Origin of the sequence: Planktothrix sp. PCC 11201 (genome assembly GCF_900009135.1) — a bacterium.
Classification (GTDB): Bacteria; Cyanobacteriota; Cyanobacteriia; order Cyanobacteriales; family Microcoleaceae; genus Planktothrix.
In genome coordinates this window covers 98,389-115,726 of record NZ_LT797705.1, presented here as the reverse complement: position 1 = coordinate 115,726, position 17,338 = coordinate 98,389, and the positions used below count along the sequence as shown (strand labels likewise).

Sequence of the window (17,338 nt, the reverse complement as noted above, 5' to 3'; positions counted from 1 at the left end):
TGGAGTTTGTAGAATTAAGGAAGATTAGGAAAAACATTAGGTTCTTCAGTATCTAGTATGCTAAAATTATAGTTAATAAGATCAAGAAAGAAGAAAAATATATCCAACAATAGCTGAAAATCTTTTTCCAGTTGAGAGTTGAGCGATATGTACTGTTAAGTGAAATCAGAAAAAGAGTAAATTTAGAGTAAATGGGTAACAATGGCTTCAAACAGGGAAATTAAAATGCTCACAGAACTTCTGGGGCTAGAAGGAGTAAAAGTGGGAGCACGCCATCAGCATAAAGGGATTGGAATAATTTTAGAGATAGAGACAATCCATCAGGAAAGTATCTGTCCTCGTTGTGGGGAAAAAAGCCATAGATTACATCAAAATCATCGATATCTAATTAAAGATTTACCTTGGGGAGAATCTCCAGTATTTTTGGAAATAAATAGACGACAGTTCAAATGTAAGAAATGTAAAAAGCCGTTTAGTGAGGATTTAGATTTTGTCGGAAAAAGAAGGACTTATACAAAAAGATTGGCTGATAGAATCCTACAAGAAGTTTTAGAAAAGGATATAAACAGTGTCGCCCAAAAAGGGCTGGTCACAACAGAAGAAATAGAAAGGATGTTAAAAGACGCATCATCAGAATTAGCAGAGTTTAAACCCAGCCATTTAAAAAGGCTAGGAATTGATGAAATAGCATTGATTAAAGGAAAAGGAAATTATTGTGCAGTTTTAATAGATTTAGAGAAAGCGGAATTAATTGCTATCCTCGAAAAAAGAACACAAGAAGAAATCAAAAAAGTGTTGATGGGGTGGGGAAGAGAAGTGTTAGAAAAGATAGAAGAAGTCAGTATAGATCTGTGGAAAGGATACAAAAGCTTAGTCTTAGAAATCATGCCAAATGCTCAAGTGGTAGCGGATAGATTTCATGTAATGGTACAAATCAATCAGGAGTTAGATGGGCAAAGAAAACAAGAAAGGCTGAAGGAAGAAAATTTACTAAAAACAGCAAAGTCCGAATCAGAAAAAGCCAATTCCGAAAAAATTTTAGCAGGATTGAAGAAGAGTAAATACGCTCTCTTGAAGAATGAAAAAGATTTGAATGAACAACAAAGCCAGAAACTAGCCGAAGTGAAAGAGGTTTCTCCTACCCTAAAAAGTATGCACGAATTCAAAGAAAAAATCCGTCAAATTTTTGAGGAAAAAAATGATTGGTTAGGGGGATTATGGCAATTGGGGATGTGGTTAGATGAAGCTAGAAAGTATTTCCCGAAAAGTCAAAAGACAATGATTCGATGGCTAGATGAAATTATTGCCTACTTTGATCATAGAACAACCAGTGGGGTAGTTGAGGGAATTAATAACAAGCTGAAACTGATTAAACGTTCGGCTTATGGATTCAGAAATTTTAAAAACTTTCAATCAAGATGTTTACTGAATTGGCATTTTAACTAAATCTTTAGCATACTAGATACTGAAGAACCAAACATTATGGGAATTAAACGGTTTGAGGATATACAAGCTTGGCAGAAAGCTAGAGAATTAGTTCGAGAAATTTACAAGATTTGTAATTTTGGGGAGTTGAGTAAAGATTATGGATTGAAAAACCAGATTTGCCGTGCCTCTGTTTCTTGTATGAGTAATATTGCAGAAGGATTTACCCGAAAAAGTCATAAAGACTTTGCTCATTTTTTAGATATAGCTAGAGGTTCGGCAACAGAAGTTCAGTCTTTACTTTATGTAGCCTTAGATGTCAATTATATCAATCAACATGAATTTGATAAACTGTACAAAAAAGCTGAAGAAACTATCTCCCTCATCGCAGGTTTAACCACTTACCTTCGCAAAGATTCTTCCTAAAAGAGTGGTTTAAGAGTGCGGAGTGCAAAAGAAAGTGCGGAGTGCGTTAAGAGTGCGGAGTGCAAAAGAAAGTGCGGAGTGCGTTAAGAGTGCGAGGTGCGGTGTGAATTCTTTGTTCATCTAATCAATGACCTTTTAACCAGAGTCTCTACTCCTTCCCTATAGTCCACACTTCGCACTTCGTACTTTCTTCGTACTCCGCACTCCGCACTCCGCACTCCGCACTCTTGACGCACTCCGCACTTTCTTTTGCACTCCGCACTCCGCACCTCGCACACCGCACTCTTAACGCACTTTCTTCGAGGGATATTTGATGAATTGGAAACGAGCTTCACTTCCTTGCCAACTTTTAATCGGAGCTAATTTATTCCTGATGGGTATTAGCTTAACATTAATATTAGCGATCGCGAGTGAATTTAATACAGCAGGGATGGCACTCGCTGTTTTTTTTTAATTGCATTTATCCTAGCTCAAATAGTCGGTTGGGTTGGAGATGATGCTTGGGTTAAGATACTGAAAATCGAACTAATGGAACTTTATGGAATTCTTATCTTTACGGGTTTATCTACTGTGATAGGGATTTTGCTCTGGCTGTTGAGTCGGTGGGTTCAAAACTAATTAAAAAAGGAAAGTCGTTTTTAAGTTTAATCTTGGGTTAGGATTTAGGCTGTTATGTTCCAACCTCGACAACTGAATTACCGCAGTCGCTTAATTAATCAAACGCTGGAATCCGCTTATAAAATTAGTGGTCTGTATTTGTTTTTGGGGAGTTTACTATTATTTATTCCTCCGTTTGTTTTACCGAGAAATACCACGGCTTTAAAAGTGCTGCAATTAGCGTTAACGGGCAGTGGTATTGTTTTGTCTGGGGTAAGTTTATCCCATGCCATTCGGATTAGTAAATTAGAACCCTTGGTACGGGCTGAGGAGCAACAGGAAGAGGAGGATTATCAACATCAATTGGCGGTGACTCGCTATTACCAAGAAACTCAACGGGAACGGGTGATGGAAGCGATGCTTGAACAGTCTTCTTATCCAACTGAATCTTTACAACCTGCGGCTTCTAACACTGTTACCTTACCCCCAAATAATCATCCTTTAGCACCTATAGGACAAGCTTTAATTGAAGCGTTACTGCATTACAATTTGCCTTGTGATTGGGTGGAGGGACATCGAGGGCCGACTACTCAACGGTTGGTGCTCAAACCTGTGGTGAATGCTCAAGTGAAGGTGAAGGTGGCTGACCTGAAAAATCGAGAACGAGATCTTCAAATTGCTTTGGGTTTATCGCAACCGCCTTTAATTCATGCTTTGACGCAAGGGGTGGCGTTTGACCTGAATTTGAGTGAACTAGAACGGCAGTTTTGCCCTCTGGAAAACTATATTTCTTATCGAGTTTTACCCGATGAAGAACCTGTGCGGATGGCAATGGGGGTAAATTTATATGGGCAATTGGTGGAAATTGAATTAGCCAACCCGAATACTTGTCATGTTTTGGGGGGTGGGGCAACGGGTTCGGGGAAGTCGGAAGCACAGAAGGCGATGTTAGCCAGCTTGATTTTACGCTATCCTCCTGAACGGGTTCAGGTGTGTTTAATTGATGTTAAACGAGTCACGTTTGCTAAACAGGAATTTGATGCTTTGCCTTGGTTATGGCATCCGGTTTGTCGGGATACGGATAGTGCTTTGAATTTGTTGGAGAATTTAGATGCCGAGCAACAGAAACGATATGAACGGTTTGAGCAGGTGGGGGCGAATGATTTGGAGGATTATAACCCGAAGGTGGAGCCACAGTTGCGGTTGCCGCGGATTGTTTGTTTTATTGATGAAATTCAGTATTTGACGAAGGATAAGGAGGTTAAGCAGCAGTTTGAAGCTTTGGTGGAGGGGTTGGGTGCTTTAGCGAGGGCGGCGGGGATTCATTTGGTGTTGTTTACTCAGTACCCGAAGGCGGATGTGGTGAGTACGAAGATTAAGGTGAATATGGGGGTACGGTTGGGGTTGAGGTTGCAAAGTGCAAAGGCGGGCGCGGTGATTTTGGATGTGGAGGAATGGGGAAAGCTTTGTACGGGGTTATTAGGTAAGGGGGATTTGATTTTTTCGGATGGGGGGACAATGTTGCGTTTGCAAAGTTTGTATGTGCGCTCGATTCAGGAGTTGTTACCGTCTCAATTGAGAGGCGCAGCTTCTCCTTCTCTAAAGCCTGACAATTGTAAACCCTTATCTTCAAATTCTCAAGCTGAAAATAGAGTTAGTTTTCCTCAAGCTCATTTTAAATCTCCTGCTTATTTTATCAATTGGTTGAAGCACACGCTGTATCCAGATTCGTCCAATTATACGGTTTATCAATTTTCAGATTCTATTGAAATTCAAGAGATTCTTCCCCAATTAGAACATCTGGATTCGGGTTTAATACCCAATGATTCAGGAATTTTTATTTTACATGATGCGGATTTGTTGGAGATTTTTGAATTTCATACTCGTGAAACCTTACCAACTGTGATTCCGAAAGGAGTTTGTGTTTCTCTATTTCGGTGTGCTGAGAATGAAATTCAGGCGTTTCTTCAACAGTTTGAGCAACAAATTTTGGGAACATCGACTGAAAGTTTGCCTTCTGTCAGAGATGGGGAGTTGTCCCAAGGGTTGAGTGAGTTGACTCGTAAGGATTGGGCAATTTATAATTATGCGGTGAGGATTTGTTTGAAGAATCAAGCAACTTCAATGGCAGATCGGGATTTTTTATCGGGACGGGTGGCGAGTAATTTAACGGATTTGTATGACAGTTGGCAGCGATTGGAAGCCAATGGATTAGGATTAATTGATGGCAAGAGTTTTATTCCTAATTTGCCTTCGCCACCGAGGAAATAGTTTTTGCGCTTTATTTTTTTTTATTATTAACTAAATCTGTGAGAAAAGATAACGGATTACTCATCTCGGCAGCGAAGCCCAGAATGGCGCGGTCTCGATGCTCATAGAGTAATTCTCCTTGACTATTAAATAAGAAAGTGGCTCCTCGTTGGGTTAGATAAGCTGAATCGGGAACGTAACTTTTCCAGTGACTTAGCACTTCTCCCATATTTCGCAGTCGCAACGTTGCTAACTCAAAGGGGCGCTGAAAGCCTTGACCTCCTGCTAGTTTGAAGAATGAACCTTTGAGTGGGGGTAAAGGAGGAGCTTGAACAATTTCTTCATCCCCAATTAATTGAGGGGCTTTTTTATCACCCCGATAGCCTCGGAATACTTCGGCTAAAGTACCAGGGCTACCCATTCCAGCACACATTAATATTAAGTTAAACCAAGCGTTCGCACCGGGTGATAAACCGGGGAGTTTGAGGGATAAGCCGGAATACAGATTCAGGGTTCGGTGCAGTTCGGCGGTGGGATCGACAAATAAACAATCTGGGGGAAATCCTGTATAGTCACAGAATTGTTGTCCTGAAGTGCGATCGCCAATTCCTACGGCCCAGATTGCGATTCCTTGTGCTTGCAGTTGTTCAGCTTCTTTTTTTAACCACCAAGCATACTCCAAGCTATCGAAATCTCCCAATTGGGGCCAGATTAGCACGAGTTGCCAGGGTGAGGATTCGCAACCGCTCAATAGAGAGGTTACGGCTCCATCACTGACCCGTTGCCGCTGAGTTTGACTTAAGAGCGTATATGTCATTTCTGAGCAAATGTACACTTTAGAGGGGTTCTATAGATTAATTAGATTTTTCTATATTCAACGCCTTGAGTCAATTTAATTGCAGATGTCCAAAATTAGCCACATCATTCGAGCAGAGGTGAACATGGTGGAAAATTTTCCACCATGTCCCTTCCGTCTGCCTCTTTTCCTTTTTTAGACATAGGTGGGTTTAAGCGATGCCGACAGGCTGCGGCTACGCGATCGCAGTTCATTTTCTGGGATTATTGTGGGTTGGGAAGCTCTTCATCTCACCTAACTTCCGCGCTAACGCGCCGATTGAGGGTGAAGATTGTTTTAAAAAATATGACTGACACCTTAACAAAATCTGAACAAATTGCTCGTCTTAATGATCAATTACGGTCTCAAAATTCACAAGTCGGAGCTATTCATTTATCTCGGAGTGTTGGGCTTCTACCTCCCCAACAGCAACAACAACTTCTCCAATTGCTGAAAGAATTTAACTCGTTTTCACCGGATAATGACCCTTACGGGGAACGAGATTTTGTGACTTTAGAATTAGACGGCGATCGCTACTTTTTCAAAATTGATTATTTTGAGAAATCCGCTTGGCTTAAAGGAGAAGAAATTGGCGCCAACACTCCTGAAGATGTTAATACCACTTGGAGAGTTGGGACTTTAATGGAGAGTAGCGAATATTAATTTCTGCAACAAACTGTGCTTAGAAAGCGGAAAGTTGTTGAAATGGAAAATTTTCCATTTCATCCCCATAACGGGGACTCAGAGGGACAAGTTGAGAAAAAATTTTATGCCTGTCCCTCGCACAATTCCGTTTTATGGAACCGTTGATGAAGCTTTAATCCACTGCGCTTACCATCAAGTTAAAAACTTCCTCCAAGCTGGGCCAGAACATCCTACAAAATATGATGCCTTAGCTTATTTAGAACTTGCTTCAACCTTAGCGACGGCTCGAAAACATTTAGTGAATTCGATTTTTTGGCAAAAAGCCAGCTACGAAACTCGCCTTCAGATTTCTCTGAAATTAGATTGCCTAAGCGAACAAATTAAGAAGAATATTGAACAATTTGGAATCCACTGGAACCAGTATATTGAAACCTTAGATTACCAACCTGTAGACATCATTGAACTGCCAGATTATATCGAGCCGAATAATACTGAACAAGTGCAACGCTATCAATCGATTACATTAGGGGAGTTGAGCCACTCAATGTATAATCTTCAAGAATTGACTAAGACTTTCAGCCATCAGATTCTCTCCCGAACTATACAACAAAGCAAACCCACCCCAACCTACCAACAAAAGAGTTTGTTTGAGTAATCCTAGCCAAACAATTCTTGAGGAGGAATCGCAAATTTTGAAACATCTACACCCGCCACCGGACGGGCATAAGTTGCTTGATTACGAATTGCTAAAATCTGTTCTTCATCTCGAATTAAAGCTGGCGTAAATTGGTCACGTTGCTGTCGTAAATCTTCTAAAGTGATCTTTAATTGTTCCGGTTGTTTCCCTTGCTGATAGTTGCGATAGTAAATTTCCTCGGCACATTTTTTAACAGCATTACCAATTTCAGCAGGGGTGCAAAGCCGATAATCGCGTAACAAAATTCGCCATTCCTCATCTGTCCAAAGAGATTGGGAAGGATTGCGAAACTCTGGGAAATACTTTTGCAAATGTAGGTTAAAAATGTCATACATTGCTCCTTCATGGGGTAAATCAACGAAGAAAATATCATCAAAGCGACGAATTAATTCTGGGGGTAACATCCCCAATCGATTAACCGTTGCTACCATGTAAATCGGCTGTTGTACCTCCTGCATCCAAGTCAATAGTTTCCCCGATAAGCGTCTTGAAACTCCACCATCCGTATTAGAATTCCAACCTGCAAACCCTTTATCAAAATCATCCCAGTACAAAATTGTTGGGCTTAAAGCTTGAGCCAATTCTAACAACTCGCGCAGTGCCAAATCTGGCTTTGGGGAACCAATAATTGCGCCCCAATCAGCAGCTAATAAAGGCACTCCCATCTTCTTGGCGGCTAACTTGGCACTCAAACTTTTCCCAGTGCCAGGTGGCCCCCAAAGAATCATCCCCTTGGGAAATCTAAGCCCATATTTCTCGGCTTCTGGATTGAGTAAAGAAGCAACTTTTGAGAGAAACTCGTCTAGCAATTCTAACCCTCCGGCTTGCACAACATCCGGTTCAGAAATTAACTCTAACCCTCGCCCTTGCAATTTGTTAACTTTGTAGTTGAGTACCCAATCAGCTAGGTCTTCAAAACTGTTAGTAAATGCTAGACTCTGTTGTAAAATTAACTCAATTTCTCCTTGTGCCAATCCTAGACAAGCTCGCACTAAACTTTCTTGAATAGCAGTATCTTTTTTCCCGTGCATCGGGGAAGTGTCACGACAAAATGAAGCAACTTTCTGTTGGACCCAAATGCGATCCGCAATAGGAGCTTTCAATACAGGAATTAAAGGTTGTAAATTGGCAGGTAAATTGATATTATTTTCCAATAAAACCCAGAACTGACGATGCTTATTTTCTGATAAGTCATAGTAAGCATTAACCAGTTGAAATTCACGCTGTTTATCCGTCAGATCTGCTCCTGATAACTCTAAAATTCCCTCAAGAATAAAAATTCCTTCGGTTTGATTTTCTAATAAATCTAAAAGCGGATCGGAGTTGGCTTGTAAATTAGTATTCTCTAACCGACACCCGCCTTTATCTTGACAACTAACTTGCTGAAAACATCGGTAGCCACAATTCCAAAATAAAACAGGCAGTTGTAGATTTTGACCCCATTCATAGAAGTGAGTTAAAATCCTGACTCGATCCGTTGTACAGTATTCTAATCCCACTATCTTGATTCCTCGGTTTGCCAAGAAAAGCCAATTTTTAAAAGGATAGATCATAAAATATTAGGAAGTATTAAGCAGACTATTTCCTATTAAGCTTTCTTAATCGGTATTTCCCATCCCTCTCTTGCTCTATATAACTGATTTAGCTTTTATTCCTTAAGTTAGATGAATATTTTAACTCCATCATTTAATGATTAAATCGAAAAGAATTTTAATTAATTTTAAATTAACCATTAATAATAAATTGGGAAATTTGAAAGCGCCTAGCGGCGCAGATTGCCACGAAGTAATTAAATTAAATTGAACTTCATGGTAACTACAACGAATAAAAATAACTCTCGCACATCTAATGGCGCGGGAACTTTCAATGGAAAAACCAACGGTGTGACTCCTAAATCAAAAAGCACCGGATTACCTGTTCCTAGCAATGGGAATGGAATCCGTCGTTCGGCTGTTTCAGTTGAAGAACAAGCTAACGCACTGCTTGAGCGAGTCAGAACGACCATTGTTAAAAAGTTTGGCGTGAAGCTGCAACTTCGCGAAAAACGTCTTCAAACAAAAATCGGTCATGCCATTAAAGAAAAGATCGGTTTGGATATTGCTGCTCAATTGAAAAAACGCGGCAAAACCATGAACTGGCAACGTTGGAATAACGAAGTGTTCCCTACTTTGTTCGGACAACCGGATGCCCTGCGTCATGATATCGAAACTTTAGCTTTGGTTATGGCAAAACTGTACGATGTTTTCGAGTTAGATCCTCAAGAAGCCATTAAAAGCCTCGTTAAATTCAATCAAGAATCCCTTGCCAAACGCAATAGTTATCTTCAGCAAGAGCAATCTAACAATGATGATGATATTGATGATTTGGAAGATGATGATGATGAGGAACCAGAAGATTTGGAAGACGAAGAAGACGATGACTTTGAGGAAGAAGACGAAGAAGATGAAGATGAAGATGATGAAGATGAGGAGGAGGAGGAAGATTTAGAATAACTAATTTTCTGCTCTGATTTAATTCATGAAGCGTACCTATCATTTCATATCCATTTGACTATTACTCTACCTTAAGGTAGGGTAATTTTTTTTAATGATAAATTTTAAATTAATTTTCAACAAATCGAAAATAGCGATCGCTATCATACAAAAAACTTTAATTTTAAAATTGAACATAAGAAGACAGCGATCGCTGCTTTGGGTGTGAACATTATTTGAATGGGAAGATCAAAATGATTGTAACTTCTAAAAATCGTAAGTTCCATTCCGCTAAAACCACAAAGTCTCAAAAAACTTATACCAATGCTTTAGACCAGTGCATCAGCTATAACGAAAAACTACGTTTGATGGTGCTAGAAGTTTTAAGAGAAGAATCTGGCCGTGAGCTTGCGAGTGCTGCCCGTTTTAATAACCACGATTTTGACTGGGAAACCCACAATGCTCAATTTCGTGAAGACTATGGCACAACTTCCTTAAAAGAACTGATGCGGGCTGCACAAGCTCTTTATGGCCTGAATGATATTGATGCCATTCGAGAACGTCGAGCCAAACATCGGGGCATCCGCAACGAACGGATAGCTCGCCAAAACAAGGTCATTGCCCAAAATGCGTTAACACTGGATGACGGGATCGATGATCATGAAATTGAGATGGATTAAGCTCACACACCTACAACAATNGCCACTAAGGACATAGTGGGTAATCCCGACAGGCATTGATGGAAAATTTTCCATTGGCTTCGTTACTTCTGTAGTACAAAAAAATACATTTGAGATTGAGTGGCTTTCTGTTGCGATACACAGTTCAAAAATCTACTTGAAACAGCGAGGAAAAAGTAGGGAACAAATGCACTATTTTCCCTTGGATTTCCTTTTGTAGCCCGTTGTAGTGCGGCTAATTAGGTATCATTTTTGACATTTTTCTGGCTAATCTAAACAAACAAGAGGAAATTTATGCACTGTTTTCCCTTCTGTTTTTCCCACAGCGGAACAGCAAGCCATGTCAAATGTCCGTACATCAATTTTAGTAAGTAAAATTACTCATTTTGTGTAGGTCAGAGCTTTTGTTGTTCTGAGATTGAGGACAAGTGTTCGCCTCATGGTTGCATTCTTCAGTTGATTCATTGACTGAATTCATAGCGATCGCTCGCTAATCCTTCCCATCGAGTTCTTTTCTCACCTGTTGCTCACCACAATTTGCCAAGACGTTCATCAAGACGCTACCGCGTTGTTTTATTTAGATCGCTATTTGAGATCAATTCCCTGCTGTTTAACCCAAAACCAACCGACCTAGCTTCCTAAGCTGTTTTCCGGTTGGTTCTTTATTAACTAAGGAACTAACTTTCATGACGACACAACTTAACACTGCTATCGAAACTAAAATTGCCCGTAGTTACACTGATGGCAACGGGCTCAAAATTGATGTGATTGAGATAGTTTATGCTGATGGGTTGGTTGAGCAACACCTTGGCTGGACTGAAGAAGACCTCGACAGCCAAACTGTTTTCTACATCCAAACTTCTAACGGTACCGTTCTCAAATCTACCTTAAAAACAACGGACAATGATCAATTAATACTGGTTTATCGTGAGCTTTGGATGAAACGATACAGCCAAGAAACCACCCAAACTATTAATCCTGAAGAACAAGACGAAATCGAATTTCTACGGATAGCGGAACTCGCTAAATCTGACTTCGGGTTTGATGAGTAATTGGAGAGACTGAGAACGATGAATCGCATTAACAAATTTAATTGTTCTCAGGTGGCAATGATTCAGCATCTGAGAACAGCTAAAACTCTTGATGCAAGATTGCTTTCACTCGACTTAAACCGAATCATTAAGCCAGAAGACATTATGATTGGTGCTGCTTTTTACAATGGCTTAGTGGCTTGGTTATTGCGAGATGGAGAGCAAGTTTGCATGGCTCAAAGCCAACTTGCACAATACCTTGAGGACTTAGCCGAATTTTAAAACACTTATGGGGGGAAACCAACCCCCCAACACTTCCAAATATCTATTTTGGCATGGCAAGATCCAAACAGTCGCTCTTGGTTTCCCATTGGTCGCTTAACTTTTGACCAAAGATATGGGTTTCAAGCCTCGCCTTTCTAGGGCGACTTTAATTGTGTTAAGCTGCTACGCAGCTTGATTTAATAAATAGCATTTCCTTTGTTTTTAATTTTGCGAGACCAATTAATGATTAAATCTCCTTCGTTTAACAATTTATTCAATAATTCTTCTAACTGCTCTACTGATTCAAATAGCCGATGAGCAATATATTCTTTAGCTGAGTGCCAAACCAATTCAATTAAATTAAAGTCAGGGCTGTAAGGGGGCAAAAACTCTAACCTAATATTCGGCATTTCTGCTTCTATTCTCTCTAAAATCTCTTTCTTTTTATGAAAACTAGCATTGTCTAAAATTATTACTAATTTAGGCCCAGTTTCTAAAAATTCTTCGGCTAATTTTCCCGACTCTATCCATTCTTCAACAATCCAATTATGTAAAGCTTTGATTTGTTGATAAAAGGTCTCCGATTCTCCTTTCTTAATCACAAAATTTATTCTTTTTTTATCGCTATACCTTAACCCTCCCATTAGATTTACTCTTCCTTTCCTTCTTTGTCCTGTTACTTTTTTTCGGCTTCCCTTTTTCCCCCAGGTTTTTCTTCTTATTACTCTCAAACTAAATCCTACTTCATCCCAAAACCATACTTGCAAGCGTTCAGGTGATTCTTTTTCTATTTTTAAATACTCTAACAATTTCTCTTTAAATGCTTTCCTGTGTACCGGATTTTGTTTGTCCTCTAAGCTGTACTTTGCCCAAAGGTAAACGTACTTTTTTCTTTGTAATATTCTCCTGACTTGAGAGCCACTCAACTTAATTCCTGTTGCTTGCTCTAAATATGTTGCTAATCTATTTCCTGTCCATCTCCCAAATTCATATCCGTATTCTGATGGTTCTTTTTCTACTACTTTTAGTAACATTTCTTCATATTCAGCCGTAGCTTTCCGAAAGTTTCCTTGGCTTCTTCCATCTATAAAACTCTCCATTTTATCGGGATCACCATGAACAGCCCAGTACGCTACTGTCGGATAGGAAATTTCTAAAAAATTGGCTATCTTTTGATAGGTTTTTCCCTCATTCATTAATAATAAAATTAAAATCCTTTCTCTAATTTGAGCATTTTGATTTTCTTTCATTTCTTTAAGTAATCTTTCTTTTTGCTCTTTAGACAGATGATTTTTGGCTGGCATTGGGGGTTATATCCCTAAAAATACTTAATCTTCTATTATACAATCAAGCTGCGTAGCAGCTTATGATAATTGCCGTAGGGTTTGTCTACGTCAAATGCTCGTTTTAGAGTTCAAGGCAAAAGGAAAAACAACTCAATATGCTGCGATAGATGATGCAATTCGCACAGCCCAATTTGTTCGCAACAAGTGCATTCGCTTCTGGATGGACAATCGAGGCGTAGGGCAGAAAGAACTGTATCGTCATAACACCGTATTGAGGGCTGAGTTTCCCTTTGTGAAAGCCTTAAATTCTCACGCTTGCCAAGTAGCGGTTGAAAGAGCTTATACCTCAATCGCTCGGTTCTATAGCAATTGCAAAAAGTCGGTTCCGGGCAAGAAAGGCTATCCACAGTTCAAGAAAAACTGTCGCTCAGTTGAGTATAAAGTGAGCGGATGGAAACTTTCCGAAACCCGCAAACAGATTACTTTCACCGACAGCAAGGGCATAGGTAAGTTAAAACTCAAAGGAACCTGGGATTTAAACTTCTACCAAATAGACCAGATCAAACGGGTGAGGATAGTTCGACGTGCAGATGGCTACTACGTTCAGTTTTTAGTTAATGCTGATCGGAAAGTAGAATCTAAACCTACAGGTAAAACGATAGGTTTAGATGTAGGACTGAAAGAGTTCTACACCGACAGCAATGGGCAGACTGAACCGAATCCGAGATTTTATCGAATCGGTGACAAGCGTCTGAAATTTCGACAAAGACGGGTTTCACGCAAAAGCAAAGGCTCGGCTAACCGAAAGAAAGCCGTTAATCGACTTGGGCGAGTCCACCTGAAAATAAGTAGGCAACGTGAAGAACACGCCAAGAGACTGGCGCGTTGCGTGATTCAATCTAACGATTTGATCGCCTATGAAGACTTGAGGATTAAAAATTTAGTCAAAAATCATTGTCTGGCTAAGTCGATTAATGATGCGGGTTGGTATCTATTCAGGAAATGGTTAGAGTATTTTGGGATTAAATTCGGCAAGATCACTGTTTCAGTTAATCCGGCTTATACGTCTCAAGAATGCTCTAATTGTGGCGCCATCGTCAAAAAATCTCTATCGACAAGAACCCACCGTTGTCAGTGTGGATTTGAGGTAGATAGAGACTGGAACGCGGCTATCAACATCCTGAATTTAGCCTTGGGTACTACGGGTCACGTAGGAACCTGGATCTTAGATCCGAACGCTTCGGGAGATTCGACCTCTACTCAGGCTGGAGTCATCCTGTCTGAGCAAGTTGGGTCTGTGAACGAAGAATCCTCGTGTCTTTAGACCGAGGAGTGTCAACCAATTACTTTATTAGCTCGTAGTGGTGGACAGAGGAAAACAGATACACTGACTGTTTTTCCTTGTCCCGTACCAGATGAAGAAGGGCGTTATCATCTTCACTTTTTCCCTCATGGAATGCAACATTTACCACCATCTTCAATTGAACGAATTAACTGCTTTGTTCCAGACGAGAAGTTATGGTTAGCCCATGAATTCCAAAATATTTATGATCATAGGACTTACGCATTGACAAATTAGCCCAAATATGAATGAATGGCTAAAATTACAGCATTCTTTTGGGGGGTAAAGTTTTTTCCACCACAAACAGGTGCAAAAAGCCCTTAAATGTAGAGTTTTTGCTAGTCAATTAATAGGGAACTTGCGGTTAGTTAATATTCAGCTTTCAGACCTACTTTTTGATTTAGGTAATGGAGAATGAAATCACGAGCTACCTCTAAAGATAAATTTCTTTGAATTTCATACCAATTATCAATCAGTGCCTCTGCCCTCATCAATTCTAATTGGACAAAAGCCCGAATTGAACAGAAGAAATGGGTGAAAATAGCCGCAGAACTTCTCACCATAAACCTTTTAATTCCACAAAGTTGTTTGATGGCTCTGTGGTAACATTCAATTCCCCAATGTATCGAATGTGTGGTCATAAAATCACTTCTAGTTATAACTTCAGTCTCCTTGATTTCCGGCAAAAACATGATATAGTATCTCTCTGTGTCGTTTTTGAACTTCTTCTGAAATACTTTCACTTGCCCAAAATTTTTGAGATGAACGACTTGCCCTTCTGGAGAAATTTCGATGTTTTTCACAGCCGTGTATTTTCCCGGAGTAATAGCCACTTGGCGGTTTCTCGCTATTCCCATCATAAAACCTAGTTTTTGGTTTCTCAAAAACTTTAAGTTTTCTTTACTAGAATACCAACTATCTCCCGTCACCATCTCTGGCTGTAATCCCCACACTAATACTTCGGCGATCATTTCCCGAAAATAATCATTTTTGGTTTTTCCCTCCTGTTTGTTATATATCCGATAATTTACGGGGACAGACTTACCATTACTCTCGGTGTAATACAATGTAATCAAATTGATTCCTTTCACCGGACGATGCTGATTACCTGACCAAAAATATCCAATAAATTCAGTTAAATTGGGGTCACTATAAGGCTTTTCAATAACTGTGTCATCCCCACTTAATGTCCCACCTATTGAGTCAATATGTGGTTTGAGTTCGTTAAATAAATCTTTGGGTTCATATCTTTCCCTTAACAAAAAACGGTTAATGCTATCGTGAGATAATTCATCTAAAATTTCGGAGAGCCGACAGCAACCTGAATATTTAGACTCAGCTAAGAGAAAATATGTGTACTTTTCCAGGTTGCACAGTGCAGTAGATGGCTTAGTTCTAGTTCTAATATTTTTTCTCCCCTGATAACTTAAGCAATTTTACCCAATTCTATTTGTTTTGGGAACTGAACTCACCTCTGTTCCCGATACGCACAATCGAGCTATTTTGTCAATGCGTAAGTCCTAGATCAGATGGCTTTGACCCTCAACACAGAAGATCACCATATTGTCGGTTATTGTCCCCGATATTTGAATCCTGAAATTTTTGAACTCATTCGCAGGACTGCTTACGACGTGAATGTACAAGTAGAACGGATTAATCAACCTCCTACACCACGCCAGTTTCGATTGTTGTGCCATCTAACGGCAAAAGGGGATGATGGTTTTTCCCTTTTTTCCAGTAAAGTATATCAACCTCTCTAGGAAAAGTTACTAGGATATTTGAAGAATTCAAGCCATTTTTACTGGCAAAAAATCTTAAAGGATTGTTGGGTTTACAGGTTGCGACTAAGATATTGTTTTCAACACATCCTAATTTCTGGTGACGATTGAGTTTCTATGTTCCCCTGTACCTCTAGGGTTAAGGATTCATGCGATCGCCAAAACTCAAAGTTCTATTTCCCTTGAGTGTTGGGCAAGTTGGGATTCAACAGTATTCAAATCGTCTGCCATTTGAAGCCAAAATTCAACATCTTCAGATCGAATTCCTTGAGCTAGAACTAAATGCTCCCCACACACTCTCAGCAGTTCTCCTCTGCCAGATGCTCTCAAAGAAGATACAGAAACCCCTTCAACATCTGTGACCATTAACTGGTAAATCTCGGCAACGGAAATAATAGTAGAATCATCCGTTTCTTCTACCCCTTCATCTCCTAAGTTCAGCTTGTATTCAAATACCTTTTGGGCAATGGGTAAAATCAATTCAGCTTGTTTAACTTGTTCACGCTCTAAAGTGAACATTAACGGTTCAATAGTTGAGTTGAAATTATTGTGTAAAACTTGAACTTCAGTCAATAGTTCTGGCACTTCCTGAGTGAGTTTTATCTTTAACTTTTCTGCATCTAAATTAGATAAAGGATTTTGAACTTCACCCTCTAAATTGATCTTGAATACCAAGTGATGATCTACTTGAGAAACCACTCGAATTGATTCTCCTTCCTGCCACAATATTGTCCAATCTTCCATAAACTCTAACCGTTCTAATCCCTTGAATTGATGATGCTCTTTTAATAAAAGCTCCACCAATAATCTTTCCATTTCTAATCGTTGCTCTGCTGATCTGCCAACTTCAATCAAATCCTCTCCCTTTTTTGAATCTTTGGGATTATCCTCTAATCTAACTTGTTCGGAGTCTTCAGGACAGTCTGAGTCATTTATTCCCGACTCAATGAGTGCTTCGGAGTTAGTTTCTGGAGAAACTGGACTTACTACTGCTGACTGATAAACAGGTAGGAGAGAACTAAATCTCCTTTGTTTTCGAGGTTGAGTTAAAGACATATCTTGAAGGGTAGGACGAGCTACTTGGCGATCGCTTTGGGAAGATAACTCGATAAAATGGGCGGCATTCGTCTTAAGCAAACTAATCTGAGCATAAGCATATTTTTCTTTAGACAACGATATAGAAAAATCTAAAGCGGCTAGACAACCGTGATAGAAATCTTGAGTTTCAGTATCAGGAACACAAGCTAATATATTTTCATCAAGATCTGTAGAGCGTCCTTTTTGTTGCAGTTGAGCAATAGACGCTGAAGATAGTCGATGAATTGCCGTTGAAGGGTGTGGCTGTTGGCTGGGAGTATGATCTAGGTTGATAAAAGTTGCAACTCTAGCCTCTAAGTCTTTTAGAGTTTCTATCCCCTGCTCTTGATCGATCAGTTTAACACCCCAATCTAACCCAACCAGTAATCCTTGGTAAAAATCTTGAGTTTCTCCAGCCAAATTAGAATCCGTTGCAATTTTTTCAAAAAAGGCTAGTCCAATTTGTTGAAGTTGGTAGATCGATTTCGGAGAAAATCGTTGCATCTGCCTTGTCAGCATAAATCTTATATTTCT

At 39.7% G+C, this 17,338-nt stretch carries 17 protein-coding genes; 12 read left to right on the top strand and 5 right to left on the bottom strand.

The genetic code is table 11. The annotated features are described in order from the left end of the window. The first annotated feature begins 225 nt into the window (after positions 1 to 225). The 4 genes from PL11201_RS16715 to PL11201_RS16705 all read left to right on the top strand — a co-directional run bounded on the left by PL11201_RS16715 (position 226) and on the right by PL11201_RS16705 (position 4,719). Entirely contained in the window at positions 226 to 1,446 is a 1,221-nt protein-coding gene (locus PL11201_RS16715; RefSeq protein WP_144017774.1) for an ISL3 family transposase, read from the top strand. Positions 1,447 to 1,482: 36 nt separating this feature from the next. Next, the gene (locus PL11201_RS16710; RefSeq protein WP_079680041.1) at positions 1,483 to 1,851 is read left to right on the top strand and encodes a four helix bundle protein; all 369 of its coding nucleotides are present in this window, start codon (positions 1,483 to 1,485) and stop codon (positions 1,849 to 1,851) included. 313 nt (positions 1,852 to 2,164) lie between these two features. Next, complete coding sequence (locus tag PL11201_RS26520) at positions 2,165 to 2,305, top strand: hypothetical protein (RefSeq protein WP_159451550.1); 141 nt, start codon at positions 2,165 to 2,167, stop codon at positions 2,303 to 2,305. A gap of 218 nt (positions 2,306 to 2,523) precedes the next feature. Then, entirely contained in the window at positions 2,524 to 4,719 is a 2,196-nt protein-coding gene (locus tag PL11201_RS16705; RefSeq protein WP_079680040.1) for an FtsK/SpoIIIE domain-containing protein, read from the top strand. Positions 4,720 to 4,729: 10 nt separating this feature from the next. Here PL11201_RS16705 and PL11201_RS16700 read toward each other — a convergent pair whose 3' ends face one another. Next, entirely contained in the window at positions 4,730 to 5,515 is a 786-nt protein-coding gene (locus PL11201_RS16700; RefSeq protein WP_079680039.1) for a peroxiredoxin-like family protein, read from the bottom strand. A 324-nt stretch (positions 5,516 to 5,839) separates the two neighbouring features. Between PL11201_RS16700 and PL11201_RS16695 the strand changes: the two genes are divergently transcribed. Then, a complete protein-coding gene (locus PL11201_RS16695; RefSeq protein ID WP_079680038.1) occupies positions 5,840 to 6,196 on the top strand; it encodes a DUF3768 domain-containing protein in 357 nt (118 codons plus the stop codon). Positions 6,197 to 6,302: 106 nt separating this feature from the next. Next, entirely contained in the window at positions 6,303 to 6,833 is a 531-nt protein-coding gene (locus tag PL11201_RS16690; RefSeq protein WP_079680037.1) for a hypothetical protein, read from the top strand. Positions 6,834 to 6,835: 2 nt separating this feature from the next. Here PL11201_RS16690 and PL11201_RS16685 read toward each other — a convergent pair whose 3' ends face one another. Further along, on the bottom strand, positions 6,836 to 8,428 hold the full coding sequence (locus tag PL11201_RS16685; protein WP_079680036.1) for an AAA family ATPase: 1,593 nt from the start codon (positions 8,426 to 8,428) through the stop codon (positions 6,836 to 6,838). Between the two features lie 255 nt (positions 8,429 to 8,683). On the opposite strand from PL11201_RS16685, the gene PL11201_RS16680 reads away from it, so the two are divergent. The 4 genes from PL11201_RS16680 to PL11201_RS16665 all read left to right on the top strand — a co-directional run bounded on the left by PL11201_RS16680 (position 8,684) and on the right by PL11201_RS16665 (position 11,339). After that, entirely contained in the window at positions 8,684 to 9,367 is a 684-nt protein-coding gene (locus tag PL11201_RS16680; protein WP_079680035.1) for a hypothetical protein, read from the top strand. 233 nt (positions 9,368 to 9,600) lie between these two features. Then, positions 9,601 to 10,026: an aminoacyl-histidine dipeptidase gene (locus PL11201_RS16675; RefSeq protein ID WP_079680034.1), complete on the top strand. Its 426-nt coding sequence runs from the start codon at positions 9,601 to 9,603 to the stop codon at positions 10,024 to 10,026. Between the two features lie 686 nt (positions 10,027 to 10,712). Beyond that, positions 10,713 to 11,078 (top strand): hypothetical protein, encoded by a 366-nt coding sequence (locus PL11201_RS16670; protein ID WP_079680033.1) that lies wholly within the window; start codon positions 10,713 to 10,715, stop codon positions 11,076 to 11,078. An 18-nt stretch (positions 11,079 to 11,096) separates the two neighbouring features. Continuing rightward, positions 11,097 to 11,339, top strand: coding sequence for a hypothetical protein (locus tag PL11201_RS16665; protein ID WP_079680032.1), 243 nt, complete (start codon positions 11,097 to 11,099; stop codon positions 11,337 to 11,339). 179 nt (positions 11,340 to 11,518) lie between these two features. Here the strand turns inward: PL11201_RS16665 and PL11201_RS16660 are convergent, their stop codons facing one another. Continuing rightward, entirely contained in the window at positions 11,519 to 12,625 is a 1,107-nt protein-coding gene (locus tag PL11201_RS16660) for an IS630 family transposase (RefSeq protein WP_079678947.1), read from the bottom strand. Between the two features lie 94 nt (positions 12,626 to 12,719). Here PL11201_RS16660 and PL11201_RS16655 point away from each other — a divergent pair, with 94 nt between their 5' ends. Then, positions 12,720 to 13,931, top strand: coding sequence for an RNA-guided endonuclease InsQ/TnpB family protein (locus PL11201_RS16655; protein ID WP_079680031.1), 1,212 nt, complete (start codon positions 12,720 to 12,722; stop codon positions 13,929 to 13,931). Between the two features lie 386 nt (positions 13,932 to 14,317). On the opposite strand, the gene PL11201_RS16645 is transcribed toward PL11201_RS16655, so the two are convergent. Continuing rightward, positions 14,318 to 15,355: an IS701 family transposase gene (locus PL11201_RS16645; RefSeq protein ID WP_079680030.1), complete on the bottom strand. Its 1,038-nt coding sequence runs from the start codon at positions 15,353 to 15,355 to the stop codon at positions 14,318 to 14,320. Between the two features lie 123 nt (positions 15,356 to 15,478). On the opposite strand from PL11201_RS16645, the gene PL11201_RS16640 reads away from it, so the two are divergent. After that, positions 15,479 to 15,709 (top strand): hypothetical protein, encoded by a 231-nt coding sequence (locus tag PL11201_RS16640; RefSeq protein WP_079680029.1) that lies wholly within the window; start codon positions 15,479 to 15,481, stop codon positions 15,707 to 15,709. Positions 15,710 to 15,892: 183 nt separating this feature from the next. Here PL11201_RS16640 and PL11201_RS16635 read toward each other — a convergent pair whose 3' ends face one another. Continuing rightward, a complete protein-coding gene (locus tag PL11201_RS16635) occupies positions 15,893 to 17,308 on the bottom strand; it encodes a hypothetical protein (RefSeq protein ID WP_079680028.1) in 1,416 nt (471 codons plus the stop codon). Positions 17,309 to 17,338: the final 30 nt, after the last annotated feature.